12 protein-coding genes are annotated in these 15,074 nt (G+C 71.3%); all 12 read right to left on the reverse strand.

Going from position 1 to position 15,074, the window contains the following annotated elements:
- Position 1: 1 nt before the first annotated feature.
- The 12 genes from efeB to ABD269_RS10580 all read right to left on the reverse strand — a co-directional run bounded on the left by efeB (position 2) and on the right by ABD269_RS10580 (position 15,018).
- Entirely contained in the window at positions 2-1,279 is a 1,278-nt protein-coding gene (gene efeB, locus ABD269_RS10525; protein WP_344117520.1) for an iron uptake transporter deferrochelatase/peroxidase subunit, read from the reverse strand.
- Between the two features lie 41 nt (positions 1,280-1,320).
- On the reverse strand, positions 1,321-3,390 hold the full coding sequence (gene efeU, locus ABD269_RS10530) for an iron uptake transporter permease EfeU (RefSeq protein ID WP_344117521.1): 2,070 nt from the start codon (positions 3,388-3,390) through the stop codon (positions 1,321-1,323).
- 164 nt (positions 3,391-3,554) lie between these two features.
- A complete protein-coding gene (locus ABD269_RS10535) occupies positions 3,555-3,953 on the reverse strand; it encodes a VOC family protein (protein ID WP_344117522.1) in 399 nt (132 codons plus the stop codon).
- A 140-nt stretch (positions 3,954-4,093) separates the two neighbouring features.
- Entirely contained in the window at positions 4,094-4,711 is a 618-nt protein-coding gene (locus ABD269_RS10540; protein WP_344117523.1) for a class I SAM-dependent methyltransferase, read from the reverse strand.
- Positions 4,712-4,768: 57 nt separating this feature from the next.
- A complete protein-coding gene (locus tag ABD269_RS10545) occupies positions 4,769-6,658 on the reverse strand; it encodes a hypothetical protein (RefSeq protein ID WP_344117524.1) in 1,890 nt (629 codons plus the stop codon).
- A gap of 182 nt (positions 6,659-6,840) precedes the next feature.
- Positions 6,841-8,085, reverse strand: a complete 1,245-nt coding sequence (locus ABD269_RS10550) for an MFS transporter (protein ID WP_344117525.1) — start codon at positions 8,083-8,085, stop codon at positions 6,841-6,843.
- Between the two features lie 63 nt (positions 8,086-8,148).
- Positions 8,149-9,444 (reverse strand): ATP-grasp domain-containing protein, encoded by a 1,296-nt coding sequence (locus ABD269_RS10555; protein ID WP_344117526.1) that lies wholly within the window; start codon positions 9,442-9,444, stop codon positions 8,149-8,151.
- Positions 9,441-10,619, reverse strand: a complete 1,179-nt coding sequence (locus tag ABD269_RS10560) for a DegT/DnrJ/EryC1/StrS family aminotransferase (RefSeq protein WP_344117527.1) — start codon at positions 10,617-10,619, stop codon at positions 9,441-9,443. Before ABD269_RS10560 ends, ABD269_RS10555 begins: the two co-directional genes overlap by 4 nt.
- Complete coding sequence (blsG, locus tag ABD269_RS10565) at positions 10,616-11,773, reverse strand: arginine 2,3-aminomutase (RefSeq protein WP_344117528.1); 1,158 nt, start codon at positions 11,771-11,773, stop codon at positions 10,616-10,618. The genes ABD269_RS10560 and blsG overlap by 4 nt, the downstream gene beginning before the upstream one ends.
- A gap of 56 nt (positions 11,774-11,829) precedes the next feature.
- Positions 11,830-12,774 carry a CGA synthase-related protein gene (blsF, locus tag ABD269_RS10570; RefSeq protein ID WP_344117529.1) on the reverse strand — a complete coding sequence of 315 codons (945 nt, stop codon included), beginning with the start codon at positions 12,772-12,774 and terminating at the stop codon, positions 11,830-11,832.
- Positions 12,762-13,751 carry a cytosylglucuronate decarboxylase gene (gene blsE, locus ABD269_RS10575; protein ID WP_344117530.1) on the reverse strand — a complete coding sequence of 330 codons (990 nt, stop codon included), beginning with the start codon at positions 13,749-13,751 and terminating at the stop codon, positions 12,762-12,764. Before blsE ends, blsF begins: the two co-directional genes overlap by 13 nt.
- A 73-nt stretch (positions 13,752-13,824) precedes the next feature.
- On the reverse strand, positions 13,825-15,018 hold the full coding sequence (locus tag ABD269_RS10580) for a hydroxymethylcytosylglucuronate/cytosylglucuronate synthase (protein WP_344117531.1): 1,194 nt from the start codon (positions 15,016-15,018) through the stop codon (positions 13,825-13,827).
- Positions 15,019-15,074 lie beyond the last annotated feature (56 nt).

The following is a 15,074-nucleotide window of genomic DNA, read 5'->3' on the forward strand; positions in this document are numbered from 1 at the left end:
CTCAGCCTTCCAGAAGCGTTCTGCCCAGCCAGTCCTTCGTATCCCTGACCCCGGGCAGGGCGAAGAAGTAGCCGCCCCCGGTCGGCGAGATGTAGTCGACGAGAGGCTCGTCCTTCAGCCGTTCCTGGTTGGCCTCGAACTGCCGCTGCACATCCTGCTGGTAACAGCAGAACACCAACCCCATATCGAGATTGCCGACCTGGTCGATACCGCGGTCGTAGTTGTAACCGCGCCGCAGAATGCGGGAGTCGTCCGTCTTGGCCGTACGGGGATTGGCCATGCGGATATGGGCGGTGAGCGGAATGGCCTCGCCCTTGGGGTCCTTCGCGTAATTGGGGCTGTCGGTCTCCTTCGCCCCGTCGAGCGGCGCACCGGTGTCCTTGCGGCGGCCGAACATCTTCTCCTGCTCGGTGAGCGAGACCCGGTCCCAGAATTCGACGAGCATGCGGATGATGCGGATCACCTGATAGCTGCCGCCGACCGTCCAGGCCGGCTCGCCCAGCTGGTCCGTCACCCACACCAGACGCTTCATCTCCCGCGCGGACTCCGTGTCCGGGTTGACGATGCCGTCCTTGAACCCGAGCAGATTGCGCTGCGCGCCCGTAGGACGCGGCGCGTTCTGGAACCCGTCGATGCGCCACTTGATCTGCATCGCGCCACGCGTGTGGCGGGCGATGTCGCGCAGGGCGTGCAGGACGACATCCTGCCGGGCCCCGCAGATCTGCAACGAGAGGTCGCCGTGGCACTCGGCGGCCTGCAGGTCGTCATTGGGGAAGGTACGCATCGGGGTGAGCTTGCGCGGCTTGGAACGGGCGAGCCCGTACCGGTCGTCGAAGAGTGAGGCGCCGACGCCGAGGGTGACGGTGAGGTCGTCCGCGGGGACCGTCGGACCGAGGATCCCGCTGTCCGAGGGCGGTGCGCCGACGCCCAGGTCGGCCGGGGTACCGCCCGCGGTCAGCAGGCGGGCCCGATCGGTGATGGTCCGGAAGAGATCCGCGAGGTCCTTGCGGTTGTCGGCTATGAGGTTGAAGGACACGAAGCTCGCGGCGGCGGGCTGCGGGGTGGTGACGCCCGCCTGGTGCACTCCGTGGAAGTCGACCTTCCGGCCTTCTCCGTCCTCGTTCCCGGCGGCGTGCGCCTGCCCGGCACCGGCCTGGCCGAGCGCGAAGCCGCCGCCCGCCAAGGCGGCTCCGGCCGCGCCCGCGCCCAGCGCCGTCCTGACGAAGCCCCGGCGGCTGGCGGCGAAGCCGTCCTGTGGGCGTGCGGAGTCGGCGGTCATGTCGTGGTTCCTTTCGGGGACGTGCAACTGCGAAGCGCGGGTCAGGCGGACTTACGGATCTCGAGGAGGTCGGGGATCGGGGCCAGGTCTTCCAGCAGTTGCCCCGTGGCCCCGTTGAGCCGGGCCCGGCCGTTCGCGTCGAGCCGGTCGACCGGCGTCCACCGGCTGTCGTGGTGCGCGTTGTCGAGGAGCTTCTGCACCCGGGCGACGTCGTCGTTCACCGTGTCGACCAGCTTCGGGTCGCGCCGGACGAGCAGGGGGTGCAGGACGTCGAGGAGCTCACGGGTGCCCGCGAGATTGGCGTCCGCGGTGGCCAGAGTGGAGCCACTGCCCTGGTCGGCGGCCCCGGTGAGCTCGAACTGGAGGGTGTTCTCAAGGATCTCGTGCGTACGCAGCGGCAGGTCGGCGGGGTCGAAGTCCTGGCTGGGGAACGCCTTCTGCAGCCCCTTGGCGTCCTCGGTCAGCTGCTGCGCCGGTGCGCGCAGCTCGTCGGCGGACTGCCCGTGCCACAGGCCGTACTCGACACGGTGGAAACCCGTGAAGTCCTTGTCCCGCACCCCGTCCGGGAGCCCGGCGGTACGCCCGTTGATCTTCTTGTCGAAGTCCTGGAAGGTGCCGTAGGCCGCGCCGAGGGAGGAATAGGTGCGGTGGGCGGTGAGCCAGTCCGTACGGGCGGCGTCGAGGTCGCCGCCCTGGACGTCGGCGTTGAGCCTGTCGGTCTGCTCGGTCAGCGTGGTCAGGCCCTTGCCGACGTACTCCTTGTAGGAGCGCAGCGGGGCTTCCAGGTCCGCCTCGGAGACGGGCACGACGGCCTTGGCGTTGCCGCCGCCGCTGACCCGGACCGGCGCGGAGGTGACGGCCTTGCCGCCGGTGGGGACGCAGCGCCAGGCGTACTGGCCGCCGCCGACGGTGGCCACCAGGTCGCGGGTGGTGCCGGGGGCCAGGCCCTCTATCTCGCCGTAGACGGCGTTGGAGGCCGGGTCGACGAGGTAGACCTCGGAGGCCTTGTCGCCGGTGTTGTGCATACGGAACGTCTGACGGCCGGGCTCCGGCGCGGAGAAGCCCTTGCCGCACTCCTTCTCGGAGACCGCGATGGTCTGCCCGTCGGAAGGCTTCGAACCGCTGAAGGCGACGACGGCACCGGCGACCACGGCGGGCACGGCGACGACGGCCGTGGGCACCACCCACGCGGGGCGGCGGCGCGGGGCCTTGTCCTGGGGGGACTCGCCCTGCTCGGTCTCGCCTTCCGCCACGGCCGCCTTGGCCGCGGGCTTGGGCTGCACGCCCCGTACGCCCCGTACGCCCCGTACGCCTCGCACGAAGAGGGACAGCACCACGGCCAGATAGGCCACGTAGGCGACCACCTGCAGCCACGTCATGGCCGGGGTCAGGTTGAACACGCCCTGCACGAGCGTGCTGTACCAGGAGCCGGCGTCGATGTTCTGGCTCACGTCGAACGCGAAGGCGGCCTTGCCGGGCAGCACCCCGCCCTCCTGTAGATCGCGCAGGCCGTAGCCGAGCACGCCCGCGGCGATGACGACGAGGACGATGCCGGTGGCGGTGAAGAACTTCGTCAGGTTGATCTTCAGTACGCGGCGGTAGAGCCCCCAGCAGAGGGCCGCCGCGATCACGAGCCCGACACCGGCACCGATCATCGGGCCCGCCGACTCCCCGGCGGCCCGCGCCGTCGTCCACAGGAACAGCGCCGTCTCCAGCCCCTCGCGGCCCACCGCGAGGAACGAGGTGACGATCAGCATCCCGGAACCCATGGCGAGCGCGCCGGTGACCTTCTCCCGGATCTCCCCGGAGAGGTTGCGGGCCGAGCGCCGCATCCAGAAGACCATCGCGGTGACGAAGGCGACGGCGACGACACTGAGGCTGCCGCCGAAGGCTTCCTGCGCGGTCGCGGAGAGCGTGGCCGCGGTGAACGTGAGCACCGCCCCGAAACTCAGGGACAGCGCTATCGCGGCCAGCACACCCGTCCACACCTGCGGCAACCGGGACTTCGCTCCCGCGCGCACCAGGGTGGCGACGAGAACGGAGACGATGAGCCCGGCCTCAAGCCCTTCTCTGAGACCTATCAAGAAGCTGGGAAACGCGTCGTCCCACATACCTGTCCTTCCCGGCCCGGAGCCGGTCCACTCTGGTTAGCGAAGGCATACCTTAGCCAGGCCGACCTTGGGTGATGGCCAAGTAGTGGTCAAAAGGTCGTGTTATTCCAGCATGGTCGCTTGACGATGTGATTGTTGATCATGAATTCATTACCGGGCCACCGTCACTCGGGCAGGTTGAGCTGCCAGGAGACGCCGAAGCGGTCGTTCACCCAGCCGAACTTGGCGCTGAAGCCGTACGAGCCCAGCGGCATGAGCTCCGTGCCCTGTTCGGCGAGGGCGCCGTAGAGACGGTCGAGCTCGGCCTCGGTGTCGCACTCGACGAACAGGGACACCGCCGGGGTGAACCTGAAATCGTGCTTGACATAGCTGTCGATGCACATGAACCGCTGTCCGGCGAGTGCGAACGTGGCGCGCTGGACGGTGCCCGCTTCGCCGGGGCCGTCGGCTCCGTAGCGGGAGATGTCGACGACCTCGGCATCCTCGAACAACGACGTGTAGAAGGTCAGCGCCTCCTCCGCCCTGCCCTCGAACATCAGGAAAGTGGTGATCTTCTGCGGCATCGAGGCCACGGTGCTGCCCTCCGGGTACTGGCGTCAGCCCTTTGAGGACGAGATTAGGGCCTGCTTCCAGTACGGCCCGGGTGATCTACGTCAGCAGTCGGCCTCCGCCCAGCAGGACCGTACCTGAGGAATCGGCACGGTCAGTCCTTGCGGAAGCACTGGATGTAGGCGTCACCGCTGGTGCCGTGGGTGTACTCGGTGGTGTCGTAGGCCACGTAAGGATGGCGTTCGACGCGGATCGTGCGGAAGTGCGTCACGTACTGCCACCGGAGTTCGGGCTTGGTGCTGAAGAAGGGGATGAAAACTCCTCCGGGCCGCAGCACTCGTACGACTTCGGGCATGGTCCTGGCCCAGAGGTCTTTGTCCGTCCAGATGTGCATGTCGAGGGCGGGGTCGAAGAAGATGCCGTCGTAGCTCTCGGATGGCAGTTCGAAGATGCGCTGGAAGAAGTCGCCGCGCTCGATGGTGAGGTTGTCCGGCACCTCGGGATGGCGGGCGCGGAAGAGGCCTTCGACCTCGTCGAAGAGCTCGAGGACGCGGTGGCTGCGGGTGGCGGGGTTGCGGGCGATGCGCAGGGCCGACAGGCCCAGGCCGAGGCCCACTTCGTAGAAGTCGTGGCCGTGCTCGCACAGCATGTCGGCGCTGGCCCACATCAGGTCGCGCTCCCATGCCTGCATGGCCTGTTCGCCGCCGATGCTCAGGGTCACTTCGCCGTCGTGCTCGATGAGTTCGATCGCGGGCTCGGTCTGGTTCTTCATGGCAACCGTCCTTCCGTCCGTCGGGTGAGCAGCTGGGGCGGTGGTGCCGGGGCCGTGTCATGTGCGACGCGGTACGACCCCGAAGTGGCGCCTGGCGGTGGAGACGGCCAGGTCCTGTACGGCGAAGACCGTGAAGTAGTACGCCTGCGGCGCGGTGGCGGCTGCGAACCGCACCCGGAAGTGCACGTCCTGGGGTTGCCTGCCCGTCCCCTTGACCTTGACCGTGGCGGGTTCGGCGACGGTGTCCTCGCGCAGGTAGGTCGGTACGAACAGGCCGAGCCGCACGGGCCCGGTCCGGGACGCCGTGAGCGAGGCGCGCACCTCCAGCACGCCGCCCTGCTCGACCTCGTCGGCGGCGAACGCGAGCAGCTCCGGCGCGTCCGGGACGCGGAAGGTGACGTCCCCGCAGCGCATGCAGACCGCGCAGGTGGTGTCCAGGACGTGCGGCAGCAGTCCGCGGCGGGTGAACTCCTGGGCCGGCCGGCCGCAGTGGCAGGTGACCTGGCCGACGCGCGGGTCGAGGGAGCTGCGGTCGCCGAAGTGCGCCGGATAGTTCATGATCTCGTCTTCAGGGTGGCGGGAGACCTGTTCGGCGATCGCGTGGTCGAGGGACTGCAGGTCCGCCGCGAGCGAGGAGGTGATCTCGTCGGGTGACTGATCGGCCTGGTGGGTGGGGCGGGCCACCCACAGGTCGACCTTGCGCGCGAGCTTGGTCAGCCGGGCGCGCAGCGGGTGCCGTTCCGGCAGCAGGCCGGAGGCGAGCAGGGCGGTGAGCCGACGGCCCGTGGTGAGGACCAGGGGATCGGGCCGGTGGTCGGACGGGCCCGGCGCCGCGGGGGTGCGGTCGGGGTCGCCCGGCATGCCGAAGCGCATGAACGCCGGATACGGGTGGGAGCCCGTCAGGCTGGCGTTGAGGGTGTCAACGGAGTCCGCGCCGGTGAGCGCGGCCCGCATCCAGGCGACGTTCTCCGGCCGGTCGGAGTCGTGGACGGAGACGGCGGAGACGACGGTACGGGCGGGGCCGTCGAGGGCGTTGAGGAGCAGCTGGTACTTGGGGTCGTAGAGCGCCAGGTCGGCGAGCGGCCCGCTGTTGCAGGCGCTCAGTACCACCTCGACGGCCTCGACCCGGTGGAGGGGGACCAGCTTGTCCTCGGGTTTGTAGCACGGCAGCCCGTAGGCGCAGCGCGGGCCGAGCAGCCCCGGTACGGCGGGCACGGCCGGATTGAGGCCGCAGATGGTGAACTCGCCGAGATTGACGCTGTCGTCCTTGCCGTGGCCCTGGAACACCACGCTGCGCCACCGCGTCCCGAGGATCTCGGCCTGGATGTCGGCCCGTTCGAAGTCGCGGTCGTCGAAGACGCGCATCCCCGGCAGATGCGGCGGCCGGTCCGTGTCGGTGAACAGGCCGAGTGCCTCGACATCCGCGTCCGGGCATGCGTACTGCTTGGCCACGTGCCAGGCGACCGAGATGCCGTCGCGCCCGCTCAGCAGCGTCAACGCCCGCTCTCTGCCCCGGTGGCCCGCCAGGAGCAGGGCCCGCACCGGGGAGAGGTTGAGCCGGTCGTAGCTGCCGACGATCAGCAGCGTGCCGGGGTGCCGGTGGTGGAATCCCGTGCCGTCGCCGAGCTTCTCCTCCGTCACCCACCGGCGGGCCAGTGGCCGGGCGAGGAGCGCCACGCCGTCGGGCAGCTCGTCGGCGCCCAGGACGACGCCCACGTCCAGCGGCTGGGGGGTGCGGGTGGTGTTGTACAGCTTGTTCGCGGCGGTGAGTGCGGGCAGCAGGTCCGTGCGGCCTTCGACCGGTACGGGAACGGGCGCCGTCCCGGGGTCCGCCAGGAACTCCTCGACTGCGGCGGGGAACGCGTCGAGGGCGACGGGCCGGAACGGGGCGGTGTCCGCCACGGCGGATGGCTGTCCGTACTGCTGTCCGGTGACGGCAGGATTCATGGAGGGGTACCTCGTGTTCGTGCGCCGACCTGGAGTTCCGGCGGCGCTGGTGGCGGTGACGGTGGCGGCATTCGGCACTGACCGGTGAGCCCGGTTGCAGGGAGGAGTGAACCGGGGCAGCGGGTGGAAGGGCGGGGAACGACCCTCCCCGGCCCCGGCCTTGGCCCCCTCGCCAGCCCCGGTCATGCCGCGCACCCGGCCGTCGCGGCCGGGCCGCCGTCCAGCAGGCCGCGGCAGGCGAAGGCCACGGCGGCCGCCGCCAGGGCCGTCATCGATGCCACGGCGAACACCCCGCGCGGGCCGACGGGATCCATCAGCAGCCCGCCGACCTGCTGGCCCACGGCATCGCCGACGACGGTCGCCAGGGACGCCCAGGTGAATGCCTCCGTCAGCAGACGGGTGTCCGCGACCATGCTCACGAGTTTCATCTCGGTTGCCGACACCAGGGCGATGGGTGCACTGCCCACCGCCAAGGCCACTGCGAGAGTGAGCGGCGAGGAGGCGAACAGAGGCAGCGCCGTCCCCGCGGCGAAGGCGAGCACCAGCCACGGGAAGCGCCGGTGTGCCGCCACCTCGGACTGCGACCGCCCCAGCCACAGCGCTCCGGCAGCGCTGCCCACGCCCCAACAGGCGTAGACCACGCCGGTGCTGCCGACCGTCCCGTGCTCGTCGACGAAGGCCGGGATGGCCAGCGTCATCAGACCGATGGGCATGGCGCACACGGCCATGACCGTGGCGAGCGCCAGCATCGCCGGGGCCCTGAGCGGTCCCAGCAGACCGGACGGACCCGCGCCGTTCCCGTCCGGGCCCCTCTCCTCGCGGACGTCCTGCGTCCCAGGGGGCAACGGGGTGAGCGCCAGCCCCAGCGCACCGACGCCGCCGACGAGGGCCACCGTCGTCAGCGCGCGCCCGGCGGATCCGGAGAGCATCAGGCCGGCCAGCATCAACGGAGCTCCGATCACCAGCACTTCGGTGAGCAGGGCCTCCCACAGGTAGGCGGTCTCGCGCTCCTCGTCGGAGAGCGGCAGGCGCGCCCACAGCGACCGCATGCACGCGTTGGCCGGCGGCAGGACGGTCCCGGCGGCGAGGGCCACGGCCGGCTGTGCCCAGCTCCGCGGGCCGGTCGCCCACACCAGCGCCGCGAGCGCGGACGGGTGGAGCAGACCGGTGGCGAGGAGCACCGGACGCTGCCCCGCGCGGTCGACGCACCGGGCGACGAGCGGCCCGCCCAGCGCCATGCCTGCGGTGTACAGGGCGGCCACCAGCCCGGCTCGCGCGTATCCGCCGCCCTGCTCGTGGACCGCCAGCACCATCGCCAGCGACATCAGGTACACGGGCAGCCGGGCGGTCACGCTCCACCAGGCAGGTCCGGCCACATGACGGCGCGTGAGGAGGGAGAGGAAGCGGCTGGGCAGCCCGTTCGTCACGGTCTGGGTCTCCGTTCGGTGGCCGGCGGCGGACGGGACCGGGGCATCCCCGGATGCGGCGGGTCAGTGGTGCACGGTGCCGGCCCCCCGTGTCTGCCGGTCCGTATCCGTACCCGCCTCGGGGGCCACTTCGATCGTGAACGTGTCGAGAACTTCCCGCATACGGCTCTCCACCTCGTGGATCGTCGCTCCCGCCACGTGGACGTACCCCGAGGCGTTGTGGGAGGCGCGGCGCGCCGTGACCGGATCGCCCGCTTCCACCTTGAGAACGGCGTCGATGACCCCGGGGATACGCAGCAGTTCCTCACGAGGGGTGATGCGGCGGACGACACCCGACCCCGGCAGGGGCAGCAGCAGGTCGCCCACGCAGCGGCGCGTGCCGTAGCGGAGCGCGGGGCGACGGCCGAGGTAGACGTCGAGCGTCGCGCCGAAGACGTCGAATCCGTAGGCGTGTCCGTGGTTGGCCGTGATCTCGCAGCCCGCCGGCCGCACGCCGATCTCGCCCGCCCGGATCTCCCCGCCGGTCTCGAAGAACTCCATGTGGAGATAGCCGTGGTCGATGCCCATGCCGGTGGTGATGCACTGGAGCAGAGCCCGCAGGTCCGCGGGAGGGCCCTCACCGGTCGCGACGCTGATGTTGGCGTTCATCGCGCCGTCGACGATGTCCAGCGGGCGGCACGGCATCGCGCTGGGCCAGGCGTCCAGGACCTCTCCGGCGTGGACGAGCCCGCACACCTCCCATTCGGTGCCGCCCAGATGCTCCTCCACCATCCACTCCCGCGCCCCGAAATCGACCTCTGTCAGGGATCCGGGCCCGGTCAGCCGGAAGGTGTCCACGCAGGCGAACGAGTCGACGGGCTTGAGCACCAGCGGCCAGCCGCACAGGGCGGCGAACCGTTCTACGTCCCCCGCGTCCGCGACCCGGGCGTACCGCGCGGTCCGCAGCCCGAGCTCCCGGAAGCGGTCCTTCATGGCGGCCTTGTCCCGTACCCACCGCACCTGTTGCTCCGTCAGGTGCGGCAGGCCGGCCAGCCGGGCGAACCGCTGGGCGACGGCCTGCCGGGGTTCGGAGGGGTTGCAGAAGCGGCCGGGCCGCTCGGGAAGCCCGTCCGCCCATGTGCGATAGCGTGCGGCCTCGTCCTCCAGCGGCACGCCCTCGCGCACCCAGAACGCGGGCAGGTGCGCGGTCGCGCGCAGGTAGTCGTCCGACAGGTCCCGGCGGAGCTCGGCGAAGCGCAGCAGGACGAGCCGGACGGCCAGGGCCTCGGCCGCGTACCGGGTGAAGGTGCAGGCACGGTCGTCCGCCATCAGCAGGACGGGCCCGTCGTCGCTCATGGAGGCGCTCATGGAAGCGCTCATACGGTCTCCAGGACCTGGCGCAGGGTCTTGACGGCGAGGATGCGGTCCTGCTCGGACAGTTCGGGCGACAGCGGTACGCACAGGGTGCGGTCCAGCAGGTCGCGGGTGCGGGCGAAGCCGTCGCGGCTGAGCGCCAGGGGCCCGTCGGGGGCGAGGCTCCAGGGGAAGCCGTCGGCGTAGAGGGACCGTCGTCCGGTGAGTACGGGGTGTTCCGGCAACAAGTATTTGCCGAGGGTCCAGTTGGCGATGCCGTGTGCGGTGAGCGCTGTCACTGCGGCGTCGCGCAGTTCGCGGCTCTCGCACCGGAACCGCAGGCTGATCTTCACGTCCCCCGCGGCGCGCGGCAGGACCTGCAGGTCCGTGCGGGCGGGCAGGGCGCCCATGGCGAGATCGTGGTGGCGCTCCAGGCCGTCGAGGAGTTCGTCGAGGTGGCGGAACTGCTGGAGCTGAACAGCCGCCACGCCCTCGCTGGTGACGAGGTTCTCCCCGTAGTGGGCGTCCGGGTTCCAGGTCGGGTAGCGGCCGGGGACCCTTGCCGAGCCGTGGTCGTGGTAGCCGCGCATGGTCGCCCACGCGGCGGGGTCGCCGGTGACGAGCAGCCCGCCCTCGCCGGAGGTGAGCACCTTGTTGTGGTGGAAACTGAACGTTCCCGCGTAGCCGGCGGTGCCCACGTGACGGCCGTCGGGGAGGCGCGCGCCGAGCGCCTGGGCGCAGTCCTCGACGACGTACGGAATCCCCTCCGGGACCGGGGCCGCCGCGCCTTCCATGTGCGCGACGATCACCCGCTCGGTGTCCGGGGGCAGCAGCGTGGCGTCCAGGGCGAGGGATTCGTCGACGTCGACGAGCACCGGGATCAGCCCGCTGGAGAGGACCGCGCCCGCGACGGCCACGAAGGTGACGGCCGGGATGTGGACGAGGGCTCCGGTGCGCGGGCGGCTGGAGATCAGGGCGAGGCGCAGGGCCTCCGTGCAGTTGTGCACGGCCAGGACGTGGGCGGCGCCCAGACGTTCGGCGACGTGGCGCTCCAGCCGGGAGGCGAGGCTCTCGTCCTCCGTCTGGTAGCGGAAGAGCACGCCGTGCCCGATCGCCTCGCGCAGCTCGTGCATGTCGTGCCAGTCGAGGTAGTTGGCCCCGTAGGGCAGGAAGCGCTGTCCGAGCCTGTTGCGAAGGGTCATGGCGCATCGGTCTCCGTGATCGGGTACACCGCGGGGTCGACGGTCATCTCCCGGCCCTGGTGGTTGCGGAGCAGCAGACCTTCGGTGGTGCGGGTGAAGTACGGCCGGGCGACGGGGATCTTGCCGAGCTTCGTGGTCAGGACGTACTGGGGTACGCCGAAGCCGGTGATGTGGCCCTGGAGGCCCTCCATGATCTCCCAGCCCTTCTCGACGGAGGTCATGAAGTGCGAGACACCGGTGACGTTGTCGCAGTGGTAGAGGTAGTAGGGGCGCACGCGGATGCGCAGCAGCTCGGTCATGAGCCTGCGCATGGTGGCGACGTCGTCGTTGATCCCGCGCAGCAGCACGGTCTGGTTGCCCACCGGGATGCCGTGCCGCAGCAGGCGGTCGATCGCCGCGGCGGCCTCCGGTGTGATCTCCTTGGGATGGTTGAAGTGCGTGTTCAGCCACACCGGGTGGTACTGCTCGAGCATGGCGCACAGTTCGTCGGTGATGCGCTGCGGCAGCAGCACAGGGAACCGGCTGCCGATACGGATGATCTCCACGCTGGGAATCGCCCGCAGGGCCGAGACGATCTCCTCCAGTTTGCCGTCCCGGTACGACAGCGGGTCGCCGCCGGTGAGCAGCACGTCCCGGATCTCGGGGTGGTCGGCGATGTAGCGCAAGTCCTCGTCGTACGAGCCGCCTTCGTCGTCCCGGAAGTAGGTCCCGTCGACGTCGGTGGTGTGGAACTTGCGGGTGCAGTGCCGGCAGTAGACCGGGCACGCCTCGGTGACCAGCAGGATGACCCGGTCCGGATACTTGTGCACCACTCGGTTGGTGCGGCGGTAGTAGGTGTCGCCGACCGGGTCGGTCTCGGCGCCGTGGAACTCGGCCAGTTCGCCGGGTGCGGGGACGGCCTGCAGGCGGACGGGGCAGGCGGGGTCGTCGGGGTCCATGAGGGAGGCGTAGTACGGGGTGATGCTCCACCGGTACTTCCCGGCCGTCCCGGCGATGGCCTTCTCCTCTTCCGGGCTGAGCCGGATCCACTGCCGGGCCTTGTGCGCGGTGGTGATGCGCTTGCGCATGTGCCAGTGCCAGTCGTCCCACTGCGCGGCCGGCACCCGGGGGCGGAAGCCGGTGGGGTCGGTTGTCGTCTCGGGCGTCCCGGACATGGCGGCTCCAGGGTCGAAGGTGCCCGGTGGTGCCGTCGGGCACCGGGGCGGGGCGCTCACCGCGGGGCGAGCGAGAGCTGTCGCAGGGTGCGGGCGACGCGCTGGGCGCCCCGCAGATCGTCCAGGGCCGGATCGAGTGCGGCCCACGGCCCGTCGCCGACGTGCGCCGCCCAGGCACCGGGGCCGTCCGCCGACGGCAGGGGAACCACGCGGGCGACGCGCCCGGCCAGGTCCCGCTGGGCGTCCCCGAGCGGCGGGAGGAGGGCGAGGGGCGAGCGGCGGGCGTGAGCGAGCGTCAGGGCGGTCAGCGTGGGGGAGGACAGGAAGGCTTCGGACGAGGCGTGCAGCGCGTCCACGTCCGCCTCGGCGGCTCGTACCGCTCGTACGGCATCGTCGTGGCGGCCGTCGAGCGCACGGCGGACCATGGTGAGCCGGGTGTCGCACACCACGGTGCAGTGCCCCGTACGGCGGACCGCCTCCCGCACCAGTGCTTGCAGCGGTCCGGCGGTGAAGGCGGCCGTCTGCTCGTCCGGCACTCCCCACAGGGACATCAGCAGCAGGGTGCCCGAGCGGACCCGGTTCCGCGCCGACCGCACCGGGGCGACCGCCCCCGTGGGCCGGCCGTCGTCCTGCGGCCAGGGACCGGGCAGCCAGCCCGGCCGGTGCACACGGATCTCCCGGTGCGCGCGGAACGCGGAGTGCTCCGGCGGGCGAGGGCCCTCCGCGCCCGGATGCCCCTGCCCCGAACGCAGTTGAACCACCGCGACGCCCTTCTCCAGCAGCCGGTCGGCGGCCGCCGTGTCGTCGCAGACCAGGGCGACGTCCGGTGGACCTGCGTCCGCGCACATGCCCGCCGTGGACAGGTCGCCCAGGTGGGCGGCGATGCGTCGGCGGACCAGCAGGGAGTCCAGTTCGTCGTCGCGCGAGATCAGCAGCACCCGGCGGCGCGGGGCGGCGGACGGGAGGGCGCGGGCTCCCTCTTTGGGGGTCAGTACTGCCACGGCGCCGCCGATCCGAGCCGGGCGACGTCGTCGCTGTACCCGGCGGCCGTCGTGGAACAGCCACTGCACATCTCAGGACCGCGTTCGCGGAAGAGGACGGCGTGCTCGCGGAACGCCGGGGTGTCCAGCCGGATCGTCCCGCCCTCACGCAGCGGGGCACCGCCCGGTCCGCCGTCGCCCTCGCGGTGCGGCAGGCAACTGCACGCGTACATCCGCCCGTACTTGCCGTCGACGTAGATGACGTCGTCCACGACATGGCACAGCGGGCGGGACGCGCGCGGGGTCATCGAGTGGACGAAGTAGCGCTCCTGCTCCTCGGGTGTGTCCCCGTAGAACCGCTTGCCCATGGGAACCAGCAGTTTCCCGGGGTCGGCGTCGTAGACCGCGTCGCACACCGCCCGCACATGGCCGGGGTCGGGATAGGTGATCGACCGGTCCAGCTTCAGCGCGGACAGCTCCCACTGCCGGACGCCCGCTTCGGTCAGCACCTCCTGCAGCCGCGGCATCTCGGTGTAATTGTGGGGCCCCACCACGGTGTTGACCCTGGGCAGGACACCGAGCCCGGCGGCGATGCGCAGCCCGCGCAGCCCTCTGTCGAACATGCCGGGGGAGCGCCGGTAGACGTCATGGGTCGCACCCGACGCGCCGTCCAGGCTCACGATCACCTGGGCGAGCCCCGCCCCGGCCAGACGCTCAGCCATCTTCGGCAGCATCGCCCCGTTGGTGATGAGGGACATCTTCATCCCGGCCGCGGCGCCGGCCCGTACCAGTTCGACGACCTCCTGGTGCATGAGGGGCTCCCCGCCGGTGAAGCGCACGTACCCCACCCCGGCTTCCCACGCCTTGGGCAGCAGATCGGCGAAGTCCTCCACGGAGAAGCGGAAGGCGTCGCGGGAGAGCGCGAACTCGCACATGAAGCAGTCGGCGTTGCAGGCTTCCAGGATCCGGATGAACAGATAACGAGCGCGTTCGTGCATGCGGGACGAACCCTCCGGGCCGTTCACGGGCAGGGGCGGTACGAGTCGCGGGCGTGAAGTGCGGGGGCGGGGGTCAGGCAGGCAGGGACGCCCGCCGGAGTATGCCGAGCAGCTCACCGGCCACCTGGGCCGCGCCGCCCGTGCCGACGGCGGACGTGAGCGCACCCCAGTCGGCGCCCGCCTCGGACCGCCGCAGGGCGGCCAGGAGACGGCTGCCGAGGGCGGCGGACGTCCGCGGTCCGCGCGCTTCCCCGGCGGACCGGGCGATTCCGCCGTAGATCAGTTCCAGCGCGCTGTCCTCGCCGCCCAGCGCGCGCATGGCCAGGACCTGGTCCTCGCGGAAGACGTCGGCGGGCCAGGTGACGCGGACGGGGGCACCGACGGCCCGGCTGTGGAAGCGGCCGTTGAAGATCTGGCTGAGGTTCTGGGGCGGCAGGCAGACCGTGGGAACCCCCATGCCGCCCGCCTCCAGCAAAGTGGTGAGCCCCGGAGAGGCGACGAGGACGTCGCAGTCGGCCAGCATGCCGAGAAACTCGCCGTGGACCAGCGGCCCTGCCGTGACCCGCAGTGGTACGGGCCGTTCGGCCACGAGCTGCGCCACCGGGCCCGCGGGCAGGTTGCCCGCCACGTGCGCCTCGCGCACTCCGTACGAGGCGAGAGCCGCCAGCGCCGCGGGGAGGACGACGCGCGGGTAGACCGTCCAGTCCGCGAGCCGCGGCGCGCGCAGACCACCCAGGCTGACCAGGGCCCTGCGATAGGGAACACCTTCCCCGGCCGGGCGCCGGGCTGCGGCCGCGCCGTCGTCGATGACCGCTTCCACCCAGCGCAGTGTCTGTACGTCCTCCAGTACCTTCCGGGACTCGTCCGGAAGGTCCACGCAGCGTTGGGCGCAGTAGACGCTGACCTCCAGCGGCAGGGCGGCACGGTCGGCGCCGGTCCACAGGAAGGGCAGGCTGTCGACGAAGACGGTGGGGATCCCGGCCGATTCCAGAGCCTTCGCGACGTCCCCGTCGAGAACGACCACCGCGGCCCGCACCCCTTGCGAGCGGACGATGTCCCGGACGGCCCGCGGGACTTCACCGGGAGATGCCGGCAGGTCGTACCAGCGCTCGACCGCGTGCCCGGCGAGCACCGTGCGCCCGATCCCCGAGGCGAGGCCGACGAACCGCAGGGGAGCGGACGTCCGTTGCCGCAGAGCGGCCAGCACGGCACTCAGCTTTCCCGAACTTCCCCAGCCGAACTCGACTCCTGAGACTGCCACGGTCACGGGTGAGTCGTGCCCGGCATCGGATCGTGGGCCGGGAGCGGATCGCATCACGGAGG

The sequence above is a fragment of the Streptomyces blastmyceticus genome (genome assembly GCF_039521185.1).
In the GTDB taxonomy this organism is placed as follows: Bacteria; Actinomycetota; Actinomycetes; order Streptomycetales; family Streptomycetaceae; genus Streptomyces; species Streptomyces blastmyceticus.

Excerpts from the sequence above, each read along its gene's own strand:
- ABD269_RS10545 (WP_344117524.1), bottom strand. The coding sequence starts at position 6,658 with ATGAATCCTGCCGTCACCGGACAGCAGTACGGACAGCCATCCGCCGTG.
- ABD269_RS10560 (WP_344117527.1), bottom strand. The coding sequence starts at position 10,619 with ATGACCCTTCGCAACAGGCTCGGACAGCGCTTCCTGCCCTACGGGGCC.
- ABD269_RS10540 (WP_344117523.1), bottom strand. The coding sequence starts at position 4,711 with ATGAAGAACCAGACCGAGCCCGCGATCGAACTCATCGAGCACGACGGC.
- ABD269_RS10555 (WP_344117526.1), bottom strand. The coding sequence starts at position 9,444 with ATGAGCGCTTCCATGAGCGCCTCCATGAGCGACGACGGGCCCGTCCTG.
- ABD269_RS10535 (WP_344117522.1), bottom strand. The coding sequence starts at position 3,953 with ATGCCGCAGAAGATCACCACTTTCCTGATGTTCGAGGGCAGGGCGGAG.
- efeB (WP_344117520.1), bottom strand. The coding sequence starts at position 1,279 with ATGACCGCCGACTCCGCACGCCCACAGGACGGCTTCGCCGCCAGCCGC.
- blsG (WP_344117528.1), bottom strand. The coding sequence starts at position 11,773 with ATGTCCGGGACGCCCGAGACGACAACCGACCCCACCGGCTTCCGCCCC.
- efeU (WP_344117521.1), bottom strand. The coding sequence starts at position 3,390 with ATGTGGGACGACGCGTTTCCCAGCTTCTTGATAGGTCTCAGAGAAGGG.
- blsE (WP_344117530.1), bottom strand. The coding sequence starts at position 13,751 with ATGCACGAACGCGCTCGTTATCTGTTCATCCGGATCCTGGAAGCCTGC.